The organism is Staphylococcus sp. FSL W8-0774 (assembly GCF_038006785.1).
In the GTDB taxonomy this organism is placed as follows: Bacteria; Bacillota; Bacilli; order Staphylococcales; family Staphylococcaceae; genus Staphylococcus; species Staphylococcus pasteuri.
This window is the reverse complement of the sequence record NZ_JBBOVW010000001.1, coordinates 777,739-794,840: the sequence shown is the minus strand read 5'-3', so window position 1 is coordinate 794,840 and position 17,102 is coordinate 777,739. Positions and strand designations below refer to the sequence as shown.

Annotated in this window: 19 protein-coding genes; 1 reads left to right on the top strand and 18 read right to left on the bottom strand. The window is 32.7% G+C overall.

The features are described 5' to 3' along the window. Positions 1-34 precede the first annotated feature (34 nt). The 18 genes from atpE to fdaB form a co-directional block, all read right to left on the bottom strand. On the bottom strand, positions 35-247 hold the full coding sequence (gene atpE / locus NSQ15_RS03785; protein ID WP_001048816.1) for a F0F1 ATP synthase subunit C: 213 nt from the start codon (positions 245-247) through the stop codon (positions 35-37). 39 nt (positions 248-286) lie between these two features. Continuing rightward, positions 287-1,015: a F0F1 ATP synthase subunit A gene (gene atpB, locus NSQ15_RS03780; protein WP_340746949.1), complete on the bottom strand. Its 729-nt coding sequence runs from the start codon at positions 1,013-1,015 to the stop codon at positions 287-289. A gap of 25 nt (positions 1,016-1,040) precedes the next feature. Further along, on the bottom strand, positions 1,041-1,391 hold the full coding sequence (locus tag NSQ15_RS03775) for an ATP synthase subunit I (RefSeq protein WP_081581205.1): 351 nt from the start codon (positions 1,389-1,391) through the stop codon (positions 1,041-1,043). 161 nt (positions 1,392-1,552) lie between these two features. After that, on the bottom strand, positions 1,553-2,689 hold the full coding sequence (wecB, locus tag NSQ15_RS03770) for a non-hydrolyzing UDP-N-acetylglucosamine 2-epimerase (protein ID WP_083279982.1): 1,137 nt from the start codon (positions 2,687-2,689) through the stop codon (positions 1,553-1,555). Positions 2,690-2,714: 25 nt separating this feature from the next. Next, positions 2,715-3,344, bottom strand: a complete 630-nt coding sequence (gene upp, locus NSQ15_RS03765; RefSeq protein WP_017636774.1) for a uracil phosphoribosyltransferase — start codon at positions 3,342-3,344, stop codon at positions 2,715-2,717. A gap of 36 nt (positions 3,345-3,380) precedes the next feature. After that, entirely contained in the window at positions 3,381-4,619 is a 1,239-nt protein-coding gene (gene glyA / locus NSQ15_RS03760; RefSeq protein ID WP_017636775.1) for a serine hydroxymethyltransferase, read from the bottom strand. Between the two features lie 22 nt (positions 4,620-4,641). Then, complete coding sequence (locus NSQ15_RS03755) at positions 4,642-5,166, bottom strand: TIGR01440 family protein (RefSeq protein ID WP_017636776.1); 525 nt, start codon at positions 5,164-5,166, stop codon at positions 4,642-4,644. A gap of 91 nt (positions 5,167-5,257) precedes the next feature. Beyond that, positions 5,258-5,704 carry a low molecular weight protein arginine phosphatase gene (locus NSQ15_RS03750; protein WP_029056179.1) on the bottom strand — a complete coding sequence of 149 codons (447 nt, stop codon included), beginning with the start codon at positions 5,702-5,704 and terminating at the stop codon, positions 5,258-5,260. After that, the gene (locus NSQ15_RS03745) at positions 5,701-6,744 is read right to left on the bottom strand and encodes an L-threonylcarbamoyladenylate synthase (RefSeq protein WP_070453011.1); all 1,044 of its coding nucleotides are present in this window, start codon (positions 6,742-6,744) and stop codon (positions 5,701-5,703) included. Before NSQ15_RS03745 ends, NSQ15_RS03750 begins: the two co-directional genes overlap by 4 nt. Positions 6,745-6,949: 205 nt before the next feature. Then, on the bottom strand, positions 6,950-7,786 hold the full coding sequence (prmC, locus tag NSQ15_RS03740; RefSeq protein ID WP_029056177.1) for a peptide chain release factor N(5)-glutamine methyltransferase: 837 nt from the start codon (positions 7,784-7,786) through the stop codon (positions 6,950-6,952). Continuing rightward, complete coding sequence (gene prfA / locus NSQ15_RS03735) at positions 7,773-8,849, bottom strand: peptide chain release factor 1 (protein WP_017636780.1); 1,077 nt, start codon at positions 8,847-8,849, stop codon at positions 7,773-7,775. Before prfA ends, prmC begins: the two co-directional genes overlap by 14 nt. Next, on the bottom strand, positions 8,849-9,448 hold the full coding sequence (locus NSQ15_RS03730; RefSeq protein WP_017636781.1) for a thymidine kinase: 600 nt from the start codon (positions 9,446-9,448) through the stop codon (positions 8,849-8,851). Before NSQ15_RS03730 ends, prfA begins: the two co-directional genes overlap by 1 nt. Positions 9,449-9,739: 291 nt before the next feature. Then, complete coding sequence (locus NSQ15_RS03725; protein WP_017636782.1) at positions 9,740-9,997, bottom strand: type B 50S ribosomal protein L31; 258 nt, start codon at positions 9,995-9,997, stop codon at positions 9,740-9,742. 112 nt (positions 9,998-10,109) lie between these two features. Continuing rightward, the gene (rho, locus tag NSQ15_RS03720; protein WP_017636783.1) at positions 10,110-11,426 is read right to left on the bottom strand and encodes a transcription termination factor Rho; all 1,317 of its coding nucleotides are present in this window, start codon (positions 11,424-11,426) and stop codon (positions 10,110-10,112) included. 249 nt (positions 11,427-11,675) lie between these two features. Next, positions 11,676-13,103 carry an aldehyde dehydrogenase family protein gene (locus NSQ15_RS03715; protein WP_029056175.1) on the bottom strand — a complete coding sequence of 476 codons (1,428 nt, stop codon included), beginning with the start codon at positions 13,101-13,103 and terminating at the stop codon, positions 11,676-11,678. A 339-nt stretch (positions 13,104-13,442) separates the two neighbouring features. Next, positions 13,443-13,781: a winged helix-turn-helix transcriptional regulator gene (locus NSQ15_RS03710; RefSeq protein WP_017636785.1), complete on the bottom strand. Its 339-nt coding sequence runs from the start codon at positions 13,779-13,781 to the stop codon at positions 13,443-13,445. Between the two features lie 87 nt (positions 13,782-13,868). Further along, a complete protein-coding gene (locus tag NSQ15_RS03705; RefSeq protein WP_017636786.1) occupies positions 13,869-15,128 on the bottom strand; it encodes a UDP-N-acetylglucosamine 1-carboxyvinyltransferase in 1,260 nt (419 codons plus the stop codon). A gap of 281 nt (positions 15,129-15,409) precedes the next feature. Beyond that, positions 15,410-16,270, bottom strand: a complete 861-nt coding sequence (gene fdaB / locus NSQ15_RS03700) for a class IIb fructose-bisphosphate aldolase FdaB (protein WP_017636787.1) — start codon at positions 16,268-16,270, stop codon at positions 15,410-15,412. Positions 16,271-16,487: 217 nt separating this feature from the next. Between fdaB and NSQ15_RS03695 the strand changes: the two genes are divergently transcribed. After that, positions 16,488-17,009 (top strand): DUF2529 domain-containing protein, encoded by a 522-nt coding sequence (locus tag NSQ15_RS03695; RefSeq protein WP_070452967.1) that lies wholly within the window; start codon positions 16,488-16,490, stop codon positions 17,007-17,009. Positions 17,010-17,102 lie beyond the last annotated feature (93 nt).

Below are 17,102 nucleotides of genomic sequence, written 5' to 3'. Positions count from 1 at the left end.
GAGAGTCTATTAGACTTCGCCTTAAATAAATGTCTTATCCAGCAAATGTCATGAATGCAATTACAACACCGATGATAGGTAAAGCCTCAACTAAACCAACACCAATGAACATAATACCCATTAATTGACCACGAGCTTCTGGTTGACGTGCTACACCTTCTACTGTTCTAGATACGATAAGACCGTTACCGATACCTGCACCTAATGCTGATAAACCAATTGCGATTGCCGCTGCGATTAAATTCATAATAAATTTTCCTCCTAAGATTGTATATAATTTTTAAATTTAGTGTCCATCTACCACTTTGTGTGACATGTAAACCATTGAAAGCATAATGAAGATATATGCTTGTATTGTACCTACAAAGATTGAGAATCCTTGCCAAACAATTAAACCAGGTATACTAATTATCCAACCCCATGCTGGTTCTTGGAAGAATAATCCAGCTAATAAGCTTAGTAATAGTTCACCTGCAAAGATATTACCATATAAACGTAGTCCAAGTGTTAATGTTGAAGTAAACTCTTCAAACACGTTTATAATTGCAAGTGGCCAAAACGGTTGAACATAACCTTTGAAATAATTCTTTGTACCACGCATTTTAATACCATAATAATGTGTTAATAGAATAACAGTAGTTGACAATGTCAATGTAACTGTTGCATCTGCGGTAGGTGATTTCCACCATAAGTAGTGATCTTTAGTTACTATTGCAAATGGTAAACCTAACATATTAGAAATGAAGATGTATAAAATTAATGTCACTGCTAAGAAGTGAAAATGTCCACCTTTTTTCCATGCCATATTACCTTCGATGATGCCTCTAACAAAGTCAAAAACCCATTCAATAAAGTTCTGTTTACCAGTTGGTCGTTTCTTTAAATTACGTGTACAAATAATTGCTAGTAAAAAAACGAGAACTGCTGTAATTAACACCATCATTACACTTGCCATGTTAAATACAAGGTCAAAACCGAAAATATCCAAACTTACTTTCGGGTCTTTATGATCCATATTCTCACCTCTTTCGTTTTAAATTTTACTCCCTATTAAGTAGAGGGCGACAGATGATTACGATATAAGAAATCATTAGCCCTATTAACACCCCAATGATATTGATGTGATCTTTAAAGAAAAACCATATTATACACACGACAATAGCCACTAAATATCTCCACATATTTCCTGTTGATATATGGTTTGACTCAGCTTTTTGTGCATGAAATAAATAAATCTCAAAGATGTATGTATTAACTAAAGATCCACATGTACCAATAATCAAACCTAATAAAAAAGGATGGGGTGAAAAGAGATACAATATACCTAATAATATCAATAAATAGAGATAATATTGTATATATTGTTTGAAAATGATGTAGAAACGACCCATTTGTTTGCCTCCGAGTGTCTTATACAATCATGTAAACCGTTCCACTCATACAATCTAAATGATAATATAGCGCCTACAACGGTGTCAATTCTATTCAAATTGTTGTTGAATTTTAAGCTAAAATTGTCACAAATTAGCCACATTTAAACGGTATACATCTTTTATTGTTTAAAATCTTTTGGTTTTTCACTTATTAAATCAAAATAATATTTGATATGATTTACAATTCTATCAGAAGCGCTTCCATCTCCATATGGATTATTTGCCTCACTCATACTCTTGTAAAGGTTTTTATCTTCTAACAATTTTTTGGTTTCTTTATAGACATTATTCATCGAAGTACCAACTACTTTTAATGTACCAGCTTCAACACCTTCAGGTCTCTCAGTATTATCTCTTAATACTAATACTGGTTTGTGTAATGAAGGGGCTTCTTCTTGAATCCCTCCAGAGTCTGTCAAAATGAGATGCGCTTGTTTAGCAAAATTGTGAAAATCTAAAACATCTAAAGGTTCAATAAGTTCTATTCTGTCATGGTTGCCTAAAATATGTTGTGCAATATCACGAACTTTAGGATTCATATGCACTGGATAAACAAATACGAGTGACTCATCTTCATCTACAAGCTTTCTAACAGCTTTAAAAATATGTTCCATTGGTTCACCAATGTTTTCGCGACGATGTGCAGTTAATAACAATATTCTTTTATTCTTATGTCTATTTAAAATGTCAGAATGATAATCGTCATTAACTGTATAATTTAATGCGTCAATCGCTGTATTACCAGTTACCACAACTGAGTTTATATCCTTACCTTCGTCAAGCAAATGTTTCCTAGCATTGAAAGTCGGTGCAAAATGAATGTCAGTTAGTACGCCTACCATTTGTCTATTCATTTCTTCTGGATAAGGTGAATATTTATCATAACTTCGTAATCCAGCCTCAACGTGACCTATTGGTACTTGATTATAAAACGCTGCTAGACTTCCTGAAAATGTAGTCGCTGTATCTCCGTGTACCAATACCATATTAGGTTTAACATGTTTGATGATAGATTCCAATTCAATCATTGATTTTGAAGTTATTTCTGAAAGTGTCTGTCCTTCTTTCATAATATTCAAATCATAATCAGGAACAATATCAAAAGTTTTTAATACAGCGTCTAGCATTTCTCTATGTTGAGCCGTAACAACCACACATACTTCCAACTGCTCATCGTTTTCAATTGCTTTAACTAGTGGCGCCATTTTAATAGCTTCCGGCCTAGTTCCAAATATAGTCATAATTTTTTTCTTCAAACGTATCTATCTCCGTTTTCAATATCTATTTCGTACCGAATAATCGATCTCCTGCGTCACCTAATCCAGGTGTAATATAAGCTTTGTCATTAAGTTTCTCATCTAATGCTGCAATATAAATATCAACATCATCATGAGCTTCTTTCATTTTTTCAACACCTTCTGGGGCAGCAATTAAGCACATGAAACGAATATTTTTAGCACCTTTGTTTTTCAATGAAGTAATAGCTTCAATTGCAGATGCTCCTGTTGCCAACATCGGATCCACAACGATGATTTCTCGTTCATCAATATCTTGAGGCATTTTAGAGAAGTATTCTACTGCTTTAAGTGTTTCAGGATCACGATATAAACCGATGTGCCCTACTCTTGCTGCAGGAACTAAACTTAAAATACCTTCAGTCATGCCTAGTCCAGCTCTTAAAATAGGTACAATTGCTAATTTTTTACCTGCTAAGCGTTTAGCTGTCATTTTAGTTACTGGAGTTTCAATTTCAACATCTTGTAACTCTAGATCTCTTGTAACTTCGTATGCCATAAGCATACCAACTTCATCTACTAGTTCTCTAAACTCTTTAGTTCCAGTACGAGCATCACGAATGTAACTCAATTTGTGTTGAATTAATGGATGATCAAATACATGTACTTTACTCATTTTCATTTCCTCCAATATTCTGTATATCCTTGTATTTTATTGATATAAAGGATATTTTTCAGTTAACGCTAAAACACGCGTTTTTGCTTCTTTTAATTTAGCTTCATCTTCATGATTTTTCAAAGCTAAACCAATAATTTTTGCTACTTCTTCAAATGCTTTTTCATCAAAACCACGAGTAGTGGCCGCTGGTGTTCCTAATCTAATACCACTTGTAACAAATGGCTTTTCTTGATCAAATGGAATAGTATTTTTATTGCAAGTAATGCCAACGCTATCAAGTGTTTCTTCTGCAACTTTACCAGTAATATTTACAGAACCTTTAACGTCTACAGCTACTAAGTGATTATCTGTACCACCTGAAACGATTCTAAATCCTTCTTTTGAAAGGGTATCCGCTAATGTTTGTGCATTTTTAATCACTTGCTTTTGATAAACTTTAAAATTATTGTCTAAAGCTTCACCAAATGCTACTGCTTTTGCTGCGATAACATGTTCTAAAGGCCCACCTTGAATACCAGGGAAAATCGTTTTATCAATTGCCTTTTTGTATTCTTCTTTACATAAAATCATGCCACCACGTGGTCCACGTAATGTTTTATGTGTTGTTGTAGTAACAAAGTCAGCATATTCAACTGGGTTTTGGTGTAAACCTGCAGCGACTAAGCCAGCAATATGAGCCATATCCACCATTAATTTAGCGCCAACTTCATCAGCTATTTCTTTAAATTTTTTGAAATCAATTTGACGTGAATAAGCAGATGCACCTGCGACAATTAATTTAGGTTTATGTTCAATTGCTAATCTACGTACTTCGTCATAATTAATAAGTTCTGTATCTTTATCTACACCATATTCGACAAAATTATAAGATTTACCACTAAAATTAACTGGTGAACCATGAGTTAAATGACCACCGTGACTTAAATTCATGCCTAAAACAGTATCTCCATATTCTAATGCTACTAAATAAACTGCCATATTAGCTTGAGAACCAGAGTGAGGCTGAACATTAACATGTTCTGCTCCAAATAATGCTTTAGCACGGTCGATTGCTACTGATTCTGTAACGTCTACAAATTCACAGCCACCATAATAACGACGGCCTGGATAACCTTCCGCATATTTATTAGTTAATACAGATCCTTGTGCTTCCATAACAGCTTCTGAAACAAAGTTTTCAGATGCAATTAACTCAATATTATTATTTTGTCTATTAAACTCTTTCTCAATAGCTTCAAAAATCACTTTATCTTGCTTTTCGATGTAAGACATATAATCCCCTTCTTTCAACTAATTAATTATATTTTGCACGTTCGCCACCAATTTTTTTAGGTCTTGATGTAGCAATAGTAACGATTGCTTCCCCCACTTGCTTAATACTAGTTCTAACTGGCACACAAACATGTTTAATGTGCATGCCTATTAATGTTTGACCAATATCTATACCTTTCGGAACTGAAATATGTTCAACAACAACTGGGTCTTCCATATGTTGATATGCGTATGTAGCTAAGCTACCACCTGCATGAACATCTGGTACAACTGTAACTTCTTCCATTGTTAGTGGATTAAAATCGGATCTTTCAATAGTGATTGCTCTATTAATATGCTCACACCCTTGAAATGCGAATGAAACACCTGTCTGTTGTTTCACTTTTTCTAACTCTTTAAATATTGATTCAGCCACTTCCATTGATCCAACAGAACCAATTCGCTGACCAATAACTTCAGAAGTTGAACAACCAATCAAGCATATCTCATTTTCATTAAAAAAGGACATTGCTTTTAATTCGTCTAACAACATTGAAAAATCTTGCATTTGAAACCCACCCCCTAAAAAAATAAAAAGGAACATAGCAAAATTGCTATACTCCCTTATTATAACGTATTTAAAGCGTAACATATACTAATTATATATAATTCTCTAACAGAACTTTTGGGTCGATTTTCATAATTAAGTCATAAATTTGGTTAAATGTTTGTTGATAAGTAAACTTGTCTCCACCATAAGGATCATAAATATCATCTACTTCCCCTACAAATTCACTCAAAGTAAATACATTTGGAAGAGCATCAGTACCATATTGAGACAATATAATGTCCTTATGCGATTTAGACATTGTTAGAATAATATTAGCATCTATATCTTCTCTAGAAAAACTCTGTGTTAATGAAGGTTGAGGCAAATCATTTTCATTTAATATTTCTTCAGATAACTTTGAAATAGGTTGTTGTTCCATAGCAAATATGCCTCTTGACTCAATGGTAATGTCTAATTTATTAAAAACTGATTGCGCAATACTTTCAGCCATGGGACTACGACAAGTATTACCAGTACATACAAATATTAATTTCATAAAGACACCTCATTAACAATTTGATTTCCAGCAGCTTTTAACATTCTATTCATGATAGCTTCAGTGTTATCACTTTTTTCAAAACCAAAAATATATGCTTGAACAATATCATTCCGCTGATCTATATCATGTAAAATACTATATAATAAATGATTTGCTTGTTTGATATCATCTTTATCTTCACATAATTTAATAAAAATAGATTCTTTAGGTAAATAATGACGTAAACTTTTAGGCACAACGAAAGCTGTTTGATTCCATTTATCATTATCTGAAATTTTCTGGCTTAATCCTTCAAGAATAGTTACCGGAGTATCTGGTGAATAGTGTTTATATTTCATACCAGGCGCGATAGGTTTAGCACTTTCATTAAAATCTGATTGTGCAATACTATGAGGTATAATTGTTTCAATCATAGATTGTGTAACTGATCCTGGACGTGCAATTCTAAAAGGATACTGTGTACAATCTAATACAGTGCTTTCTAATCCTTCTTCACTTTGATCACCATTTATAATGCCATCAATTCTTCCATTTAAATCATTGTATACATGATCAAAGGTTGTAGGAGATGGTCTGCCACTAATATTTGCACTTGGTGCAGCTATAGGCTTATCAATTAATTGTAATAACTCCCTACCAATTAAGTGGCTAGGCATTCTTACAGCAATAGAATTTAAACCTCCTGTTACTTTTTCACATAAATATCCTGATTTTAGAGGTAAGATAAATGATATAGGTCCCGGCCAAAAAGCATCCATTAATTGTCGTACTTTTGGGTCTAATTTATCAATGAAACGATCCATTTGAGAAATATCATGTATGTGTACAATTAACGGATTATCTGATGGTCTTCCTTTAGCTTGATATATTTTACTAACCGCTTCTTGATTAGTAGCATCAGCACCTAAACCATATACTGTCTCTGTTGGTAGTGCTACAAGACCACCATTTAACACGACATCTTTGATCTCTTTTATATATGGATATTGTTCGATATTTTTACTATATTCTCTTAAATCCCATATCTTAGTTTCCAATTTCAAATCACACCTCTTTCCCATAGTTAAATTAAAAATAAAAAGGAGTGGGATAGCTTTATGTCTTTCATTTTATACATGAAAGAATGCTCATTCCCACCCCATTAATAACGACGTTTAATATACATCAAGTTTTGATTAACCTTGCATATTTATATTAAAACGAATAAAAATAACAACGAAACTTATCTATTATCACTTTTATTTACCATTTTATTTCTAAAATTCTATCAAGTTGATTGATATCTTGATAAACTGCTACTTCTTTATCAGGATACATGTTATGAACGATTTCTTTTAAATTTTGCCCTTGGTTATAGCCAATTTCAAAAACAACATGTGCCTTTGGAAGTAACACTTTAGGTAAATCTTCTAATATAGACTTATAAATCGCATAACCTTCACTTTTAGCAAATAAAGCTTGATGCGGTTCATAATCGACAACTGTTTTAGACATATCTTTTACATCTTTCACATCGATGTATGGTGGATTAGAAATAAGGCCGTTTAGTTTAATGTTTTGTTCAATCAACGGTTTTAAAGCATTTCCCTGCATTAAATTAATATACACATCAAATTGTTCTGAGTTACTGCGTGCTACATCTAATGCATCCTCATATAAATCTGTAGCGATAACTTTTAAAGAAGGCTTTAACATTTTCAAACTAATGGCTATAACACCACTACCAGTACCAATATCAGCTATAGTATCGTCATTTTGACATAAATTTAAAAAGTGTAGCATGACTTCTTCTGTTTCTGGTCTTGGGATTAAACATTGATCAGAAACTTTAAAACGTTGTCCATAAAATGATTGAAAACCAACAATATATTGTATTGGTTCACCTAATAACATCCTTTGTAAATTCAATCCGAATTTAGCTTTATCAGCCTCAGACATCTCATCATTCATATGTATGAGATAATCTGTTCGTGTCCAATTAAATGTATCTAATAATAACCACTCAGCTCGTGTCTGTTCAAAACCCTTCTCTTTTGCTAAAGAAATAGCGTTTGCCAAATAATCTTTATAACTCACCATTGTTTAATTCTTTCAATTTATCTGTTTGTTCAGACAATGTTAAAGCATCAATAACTTCATCTAAATTTCCTTCCATGATTTGACTTAATTTTTGTAAAGTTAAGCCAATTCTATGGTCAGTTACACGGCTTTGAGGATAGTTATATGTTCTGATACGTTCTGAACGATCTCCTGTACCTACTGCTGATTTTCTTTGTGAAGCATATTTTTGTTGTTCTTCTTGTAACTTCATGTCATATAATCTTGCTTTTAATACTTTTAAAGCTTTTTCTCTGTTTTGTATTTGTGATTTTTCTGAAGAAGTAGCTATAATACCTGTTGGTAAGTGAGTAATACGTACTGCTGAATCGGTAGTATTGACGTGTTGTCCACCTGCACCACTAGAACGATACGTATCAATTTTCAAATCTTCATTTCTAACTTCAATTTCAACATCTTCTACTTCTGGCAATACTGCAACGGTTGCTGTGGAAGTATGAATTCTACCACCTGATTCTGTTTCAGGTACACGTTGAACACGGTGTGCGCCATTTTCAAATTTTAATTTACTATACGCACCATTACCTGATACTGAAAAACTAACTTCTTTATAACCGCCATGATCACTTTCAGAAGCTTCAACAATTTCAGTTTTGAAGTTATGCATTTCTGCGTACTTAGAATACATTCTCATTAAATCACCAGCAAAAATTGCCGCTTCATCCCCACCAGCTGCTGCTCTAATCTCAACGATAACATCTTTCTCATCATTAGGGTCTTTAGGAATTAGTAATAATTTAAGTTGTTCTTCCATTTCTGGTAATTCATTTTTCAATGTTGCACTTTCTTCTTTTAACATTTCAACTTCTTCTTTATCCGAAGTTTCATTCAACATTTCTTCAATATCACTTAATTCTTCTTTTTTGCTTTTGTAGCTTCTGTAAACATCTACAGTTTTTTGTAAATCTGCTTGTTCTTTAGAATATTTACGTAATTTATCTGAATCATTAACGACATCAGGGTCACTTAACATTTCATTTAATTGTTCATATCTTTCCTCTACAATTTCTAATTGATCAAACACTACATTTCCTCCTTCTCATTTTCACTTGGAGCCACTATGTGATGTGCTCTACATCTAGGTTCGTAACTTTCATTTGCACCGACTAGAATTATTGGATCATCTGCTTTAGCCGGTTGCCCATCTATGAGTCTTTGCGTTCTACTTGAAGGGCTACCACATACTGCACAAACAGCTTGTAATTTAGTCACGTGCTCACTTAAAGATAATAATTTAGGTATAGGTTCAAAGGGTTCTCCTCTAAAATCCATATCTAATCCGGCTACAATAACCCTGTGACCATTATCTGCAAGTTGTTGTATGATACTTACAATATTTTCATCGAAAAATTGAACTTCATCAATCCCTATAACATCTACGTGTGATACATCATGAATGAGTATTTCTCTAGCTGTTGCAATATTGATTGCTTCAATAGCATTTCCATTATGTGAAACTACCTTTTCTTTATGATAACGATCATCTATAGCTGGTTTAAAAACAATGACTTTCTGTTTAGCATAAATACCTCGTCTTAAACGACGAATAAGTTCTTCTGATTTACCACTAAACATACTTCCGGTAATACATTCGATCCATCCGGAATGATAAGTTTCATACATTAAACGTTCCACCTTTTTTCAAAACATAATCGCTTAATTATATCATATTTTGAAATTTCATAAATGCTATTTTAACAATTGATTCGTTAAATCATTTTTGAAAATTTGCTTATAACTTATTTACTGGACTGGCTTATTTAAATGTTATATTAACAATCATACTTTTTCACTCACTTTAAGTTATATATTAATTACGGTAAAAATGCATTATTAACATGATTGATTTCTCACTATAAAATAAAAAAACTGCCTACAAATCCATTACAATGGCGTAGACAGTCTAAACTTAAATTAGTTATTATTTGATTTAAGACCAAATTTTTTGTTGAAGCGTTCCACACGACCATCCGCAGCAGCGAATTTTTGACGTCCAGTATAGAATGGATGTGAATCAGAAGAAATATCTAAACGAATAACTGGGTATTCATTTCCATCTTCCCACTCCATTGTTTCTGAAGATGTTTTAGTAGAACCACTTAAAAATTTAAAATCTGTAGTAGTATCTAAAAAGATAACTTTATGATACTCAGGATGAATTCCTTGTTTCATTGTTTTCAGCTCCTTTGCCCTGAACCATCTGGAACAGAGTTATTTGTGAGTTTTTTACCCAATACTGTGTAATTATAATAGTATTTAATGTAAAACGCAACCCTTTGTAACATTAAATAATAGGTTTACCTGTTTTCGTACTTTCTTCAGCTGATTTTTGTAATTGTTCAAAGAAATCTTTATTATTTTTTGAACGTTTTAACTTACGAATAAATCTTTCTGTAAAATCAGTAGAATCAGTAAATAGATTTCGAAGTTGCCATAATGTATCTAGTTCTGCTTTGCTAATTAATAATTCTTCTTTACGAGTTGAGCTTCTACCAATATCAATGGCAGGGAAAATACGACGTTCAGATAATTTACGGTCTAGATGTAATTCCATATTTCCAGTTCCTTTGAACTCTTCATAAATCATATCGTCCATTCGTGAACCTGTATCTACTAGTGCTGTAGCTAAAATAGTTAAACTACCACCCGCTTCGATATTTCTAGCTGCACCAAAAAAGGCTTTAGGTTTGTGTAGTGAAGCTGGATCAAGACCACCAGATAAAGTACGACCACTTGGAGGAATAACTAAGTTATAAGCTCTAGCTAAACGTGTGATAGAATCCATTAAAATAATAACATCTTCACCAATTTCTACTAGACGCTTTGCTCTTTCTAATAATAGCTCTGCAACTTTAACATGATGTTGAGGTGGTTCATCAAACGTTGAATGTACAACTTCTGCAGATTCTACAGAACGTTCAATATCTGTAACCTCTTCGGGTCTTTCACCTACTAATAAAACAAATAATTTAGCATCTGGTTTATTTGTAATAATTGCGTTAGCTATTTCTTTTAGTAAGGATGTTTTACCAGCTTTTGGTGGCGCTACAATAAGACCACGTTGACCTAAACCAATAGGCGTAACTAAATCCATAATTCGTGTGGAATAATTCTTAGGTTCTGTTTCTAGTAAAATTCTTTCATCTGGATACAAAGGCGTCAACGCTTGGAAGTGAGGACGTTTTTTTACTTCTTCAGCATTATGATCGTTTACAAAGTCGACCTGTAACAAACCATAATATTTTTCATTATCTTTTGGCTTACGGACTTTTCCTGTTACTTTATCGCCTCTTTTTATTTCAAATCGACGAATTTGACTTGCTGAAATGTAGATGTCTTTTTCACCCTTAGAATAGTTTACAGTTCTTAAGAAACCATAACCATCGGGTTGGATATCATCTAAAATACCCTCCATATAATAATTGCCATCTTTCTCCATTTGAGCTTCCATGATAGCTAGTACAAGTTCTTTCTTATTTAATTTGCTGTAATTAGTTAATTTTAAAGATTTCGCTTTTTGAGTGAGTTCTTTTGTAGTGTTGTTCTTGTATAGTTCGTGGAAAGATTCATATTGAGGAGATGTTCGTTCTCTTTCAGGCATAGACTTGCACCCATTTCCTTATTTTTTGTGGTAAAAAGATGATGATAGAACAGTGAACGAAAATGATTTCAAAGTTTTTCGTTAATGTAATTCATTACCTTCTAAATACTAGAATAACTATAGCAAATTTTTAATTTAAATACAAAATGATTTTTTGAAAAGTTAATATAAAAATGCCAATGCACAAATATTCTTCAATATTGTACATTGGCGTAATTGATATTAAACTTTTTTCAGATTAAACTTTATTTATTTATAATAACCTGCGATTGATTTAACTTCTAAGAATTCTTCGATACCATAGTCGCCCCATTCACGACCTAATCCAGATTGTTTATAACCACCGAATGGTAGATCTGGTTTACGACCTGCTTCGTTAATTTCCACTGTACCAGCTTCAATTGAACGAGCCACTTTGTGTAATGTGTCTTTGTCGTTACCAATAACATATCCAGCTAAACCATATTTAGTATCATTTGCAATTTCAATAGCTTCGTCTAAATCGTTATAAGTGATAACTGACATTACTGGTCCAAAGATTTCTTCTTGAGCTATAGTCATATTATTATCTACATTGATGAAAATAGTTGGACGTGCGAAATATCCTTTTTCTAATCCTTCTGGTTTACCAGGACCACCATAGAATAATTCAGCACCTTCTTCAATACCTTTATCAATATATGATTGAACTTGATCAAATTGTTTTTTACTAATAATAGGACCAACTTGAGTACCTTCTTCTCTAGGGTTACCTACTTTAACAGAACTGAATTGTTCTTTAACCGCTTTTAAGAAGTCTTCTTTAATACTATTAGGTACTAAAACACGTGTACCTGCAGTACAAACTTGTCCTGTATTATTAACAACTTTACCAGTAGTTGCTTTAGCTGCGGCTTCAATATCTACATCGTCTAATACGATATATGGTGATTTACCACCAAGTTCTAGTGATACTTTTTTGAAGTCTTTAGCTGCTTTTTCCATAATTTTTGAACCTGTAGGACCAGAACCAGTAAATGACATCATTCTTACTTTTGGATGTTCACTAAGTGGATTACCTACACCTTCACCATCACCATTTACTAAGTTAAATACGCCTTTTGGCATACCTACTTTATCGAAAATTTCAGCTAAAATTACGGCTGCGAATGGTGTTTCTTCAGATGGTTTCAACACTACTGGACTACCTGCTGCAAAAGCTGCAGCTAGTTTAAGTGATGTTTGGTTTGTAGGGAAGTTCCAAGGTGTTACTAATCCTGACACACCAATCGCTTCTTTAACAACTAAATCATCACCACGACGTTCTTCAAATTCGAAATTATCTAAAGCGTCTCTTGCTGCTGTAAAATGGTTAAGACCCATTTGGTAGTGTACATTTTCAGAAACTGATAATGGTGCACCTAATTCATCAGTAATCGCTTGAATGATATCTTCTTTTCTATTTTCATATTCTTTAACGATTTTATCTAATAAATCTCTTCTATATTCAACCGTACTATGACGGAAATCTAAATATACATTATCAGCTGCTTCTACAGCTTTGTTAACATCTTCTTCATTACCTTTGGCTACTGAGCCAATAACTTCTTCAGTTGCAGGGTTAATTACATCTATTGTTTCACCGCTAGTACTATCAACCCATTCACCATTTATATATTGTTTAGTGAATTGTCTCATCAAACTTCACTCCTTAGAATTGTTATACAACTATTCTAACCACTTTTATTAAAAGTTAAACATATCTGCTCATCATATTAAATTGAACTTGATTTGTTTTGTTTTCACTTTTTTTAAAATTAAGTACCAAAAAAAGAGATAGAGACATAAAAGTTCAACACTTCAGACAAACAATCAATGCTTTCCGAAGCAGGATTTTTAACAAACACTTAATAATGTTGTTCTAATCCTAAACGTTTATGTCCCAATCTCTTTCAAAAATCAATCACACCATCAAATACTATATGCAATTAAGTATTTTAATGGTTTAGAAACTATACGTAGTACAATTTATAAGTACTATTTAACAGTTTCAGGTTCTGGTTCAAGATTTATATTATTTTGAGCCCATTCTTCAATTGGTTTTAAAGATGCGGCTAATGAACGTCCTTTATCAGTTAGTTCATAAATAATAGTAACCGGACTAGTAGAAATTATTCTTTTTTCTACTAAACCCCAATCTCCTAATTCAGTCAATTTTATACTTAGTGCACGAGGCGTGATTGTTTTTAAGTCTCTTTTCAAATCGGAAAAATGTGCAGATTGATCTTCACATCTTGATAAATAATTAATAATCAAGCCATTCCAACTGCGTCCTAAAATTTTAAAAGTTTCTTCTAAATAAGGACAAACTTCCATGATACTCACCTCTCACTCTAATATCTTAATACTAATGCACTTAAATAAGTGCTTATAATTTTAAGTATATTAATTATACCACATTTTTTAAATAGTTTCAGTCCAAATATCTGCACCTAATTGTTTTAAATGCTCAACGATTTGTGTATAGCCACGATAAATATGTTTCACATTATAAATAGTCGTTACACCTTCGGCAATTAAACCTGCTACTATTAAGCAAGCCCCTGCTCTTAGGTCACTTGCATATACTTCTGCTCCTTTAAGTTTTGAAGGTTTAATCGTCGCAGTACCATTATCTTTATTAATGTCCGCTCCCATATGTTGTAACTCCTCAACATGCTTAAATCTCTCAGGATAAATCGTATCAGTTACAAAAGATGGCCCTTTAGTCATAAATAATAAAGGTGTGATGGGTTGTTGTAAATCCGTTGCAAAACCAGGATATACTAATGTTTTAATATCAACGCTTTGGTAAGGTTCATTCTTTCTGATAATAACCTTTTCGTCGTTCAACTCAATATCGACACCCATTTCCTTTAATTTAGAAGTTAAAGCTTCTACGTGTCTTGGAACTATATTATTGATGACTACTTCTTCACCAGCAGCTGCTGCCATACACATATATGAGCCTGCTTCTATACGGTCAGGAATCACTTGATATTCAGTACCATGTAATGTATCAACACCAGTTATTTTAATTGTTGTTGTACCTGCTCCTTTAATTTGTGCTCCCATACTAATCAAGAAGTTAGCTACATCCACTACTTCTGGTTCTTTTGCTGCATTTTCTATAACCGTTTGCCCCTCTGCATGTACTGCAGCTAGCATAATATTAATAGTGGCACCAACACTTACCATATCTAAAAAGATATTTGCACCTTTTAATTGTTTAGCTTCAATTTTCATTGATGTATTACTTGATTCATCTATTTCAGCACCTAAAGCTTTAAATCCTTTTATATGCTGATCAATTGGACGGGGACCTAAAGGACATCCACCCGGAAGACCAATAACGCATTTTTTAAAACGGCCGAGCATCGCACCCATCATATAATATGAAGCTCTTAAAGATTCAACTTTGTTATTTGGAAGTGGCGCGTTTTCTATTTCAGTGGTATCAATATCTAATTTTTTACCATTTAATTTAGTTTTAATATTTAAATCTTCTAGCAAGCTTACAAGTGTTTCTACATCAGAGATTTGTGGTAATCCATCTAAATTTACTTGCCCTTGAGCTAATAAAGTAGCCGGAATAATTGCTACTGCACTATTTTTCGCACCACTTATCTCTACTTCACCATTAAGCTTCTTTCCACCTCTAATTTTGATTACTTCTTGAGCCATATTTTTATCTCCTTTGTTTCTATCGTTTATTAAAATTTCACATTATTTGCATTATAAAATAGTTTTACTTTATTTGTAAAATAGTTCATAAATATTAAAACATCATAGCCATTTTATTCAATATACACCAATAAATATGATTAAAATGTTATTTACTTTTACCTCATGCGATTTATTTGTTTTTATTTAAAAATGACGTTTGCCTTATAAAATACGTAATAATTATAGCATAAAAAACAAGCCATTAAACCTAAGTTTAATGGCTTGTTCATTGATATTAATTATTTAGCACGGTTTGAAGTACCGAATTCTTTAATTTTACCTTTAACTGTTGCTTTAATAGCTTCACGAGCAGGTCCTAAATATTTACGTGGATCGTAAACTTCAGAATCATTGTTTAATACATCGCGAACAGCTTTTGCTGAAGCAATTTGGTTTTCAGTGTTTACGTTAATTTTAGCTGTACCGTAAGGAATTGCTTTTTGAATGTCTTTAGTTGGGATACCAGTACCACCATGTAATACTAATGGTAATCCAGTTGATGCACCAATTTCTTCCATTTCTTTGAATCCTAATTTAGGTTCGCCTTTATATGGACCGTGAACTGAACCTAAAGCAGGTGCTAAAGTATCAATTCCAGTTTTTTCAACTAGTTCTTGACATTCTTTAGGGTCTGCGTAGATAACACCGTCAGCTACTACATCGTCTTCTTGTCCTCCAACAGTACCTAATTCAGCTTCTACTGATACGCCTCTTTCGTGAGCATATTCAACCACTTTAGAAGTGATTTCGATATTTTCTTCGAATGCACTATGTGAAGCGTCAATCATAACTGAAGTGAATCCAGCGTCGATAGCTTCTTTACATTTTTCAAAGCTTGAACCGTGGTCTAAATGGATTGCAACTGGTACTGTGATGTTTAAGTCATGCATTAATCCTTCTACCATTTTAACTACAGTGTAGAATCCGCTCATGTAACGAGCAGCACCTTCAGATACACCTAAAATAACTGGTGCATTTTCTTCTTGTGAAGCTTCTAAAATTGCTTGAGTGAATTCTAGGTTATTTAAGTTGTATTGACCAACTGCATAACCATTTTCTTTTGCATCGATTAACATTTCTTTCATTGAAACTAAAGGCATTATAGTTCCTCCTTGAGTGCTTATGCACGTATTTTTCAAACTCATTATAACAAACTTAATCCTTAATTGCATTCGAATAGATGATTTAAAATTTACAATTTTCACAATCCTTACTACATCTCATTTTGCAAACGTATACAATTAAAATTATTTTTAATCATTGCATTCAATGAGACGTTTATTTAAAATATTTTAATGAATAGAATGGAGGTTAATTATGTCAAAAATACTCAATACACAATTAATTGGCATCTTCGATAGGATCGAAAAACAGTCTTTAGATATACAAATGGGAGCTCAATGCTTAGTCCAAGCTATTGGTGGCGAAGGTCATGTATATATTAAAGGATATGAAGATTTAAAATTTTACGAAGACTTTATATTGAATAGTAATGAAAAATTAAAATCCAGTCGTGCATTAGCAGATTTAAAAAATATGAATGATTTAGATACGACTGATAGAGTATTTTTATTTTCTCCTACATACAACGATGACGTTGAAAAAGATGTTCAACAATTAATTGATTTAGATGTTGATTTCGTTCTTATATGTAATCGCCCAAAAAGCGATGACTTTCCAGAGCATTTAATGCATTTCATCAATTTATCTACCCCAAGACCTATCGTTTACACTGAAGACTACGATAAAATTGTTCAACCTCACCCTATCGCGTTTAACTACATTTATTACGACATTTATACACAAATGATCGAAATGACACGTGATTTAGAATTATAAAATATTTATCAAAAAAAACGCTGAACATAAAATTCTTCGACAAGTGAAAAAAGGTAATTTCTATTGAAATAATATAGAAATTACTTTTTTAGT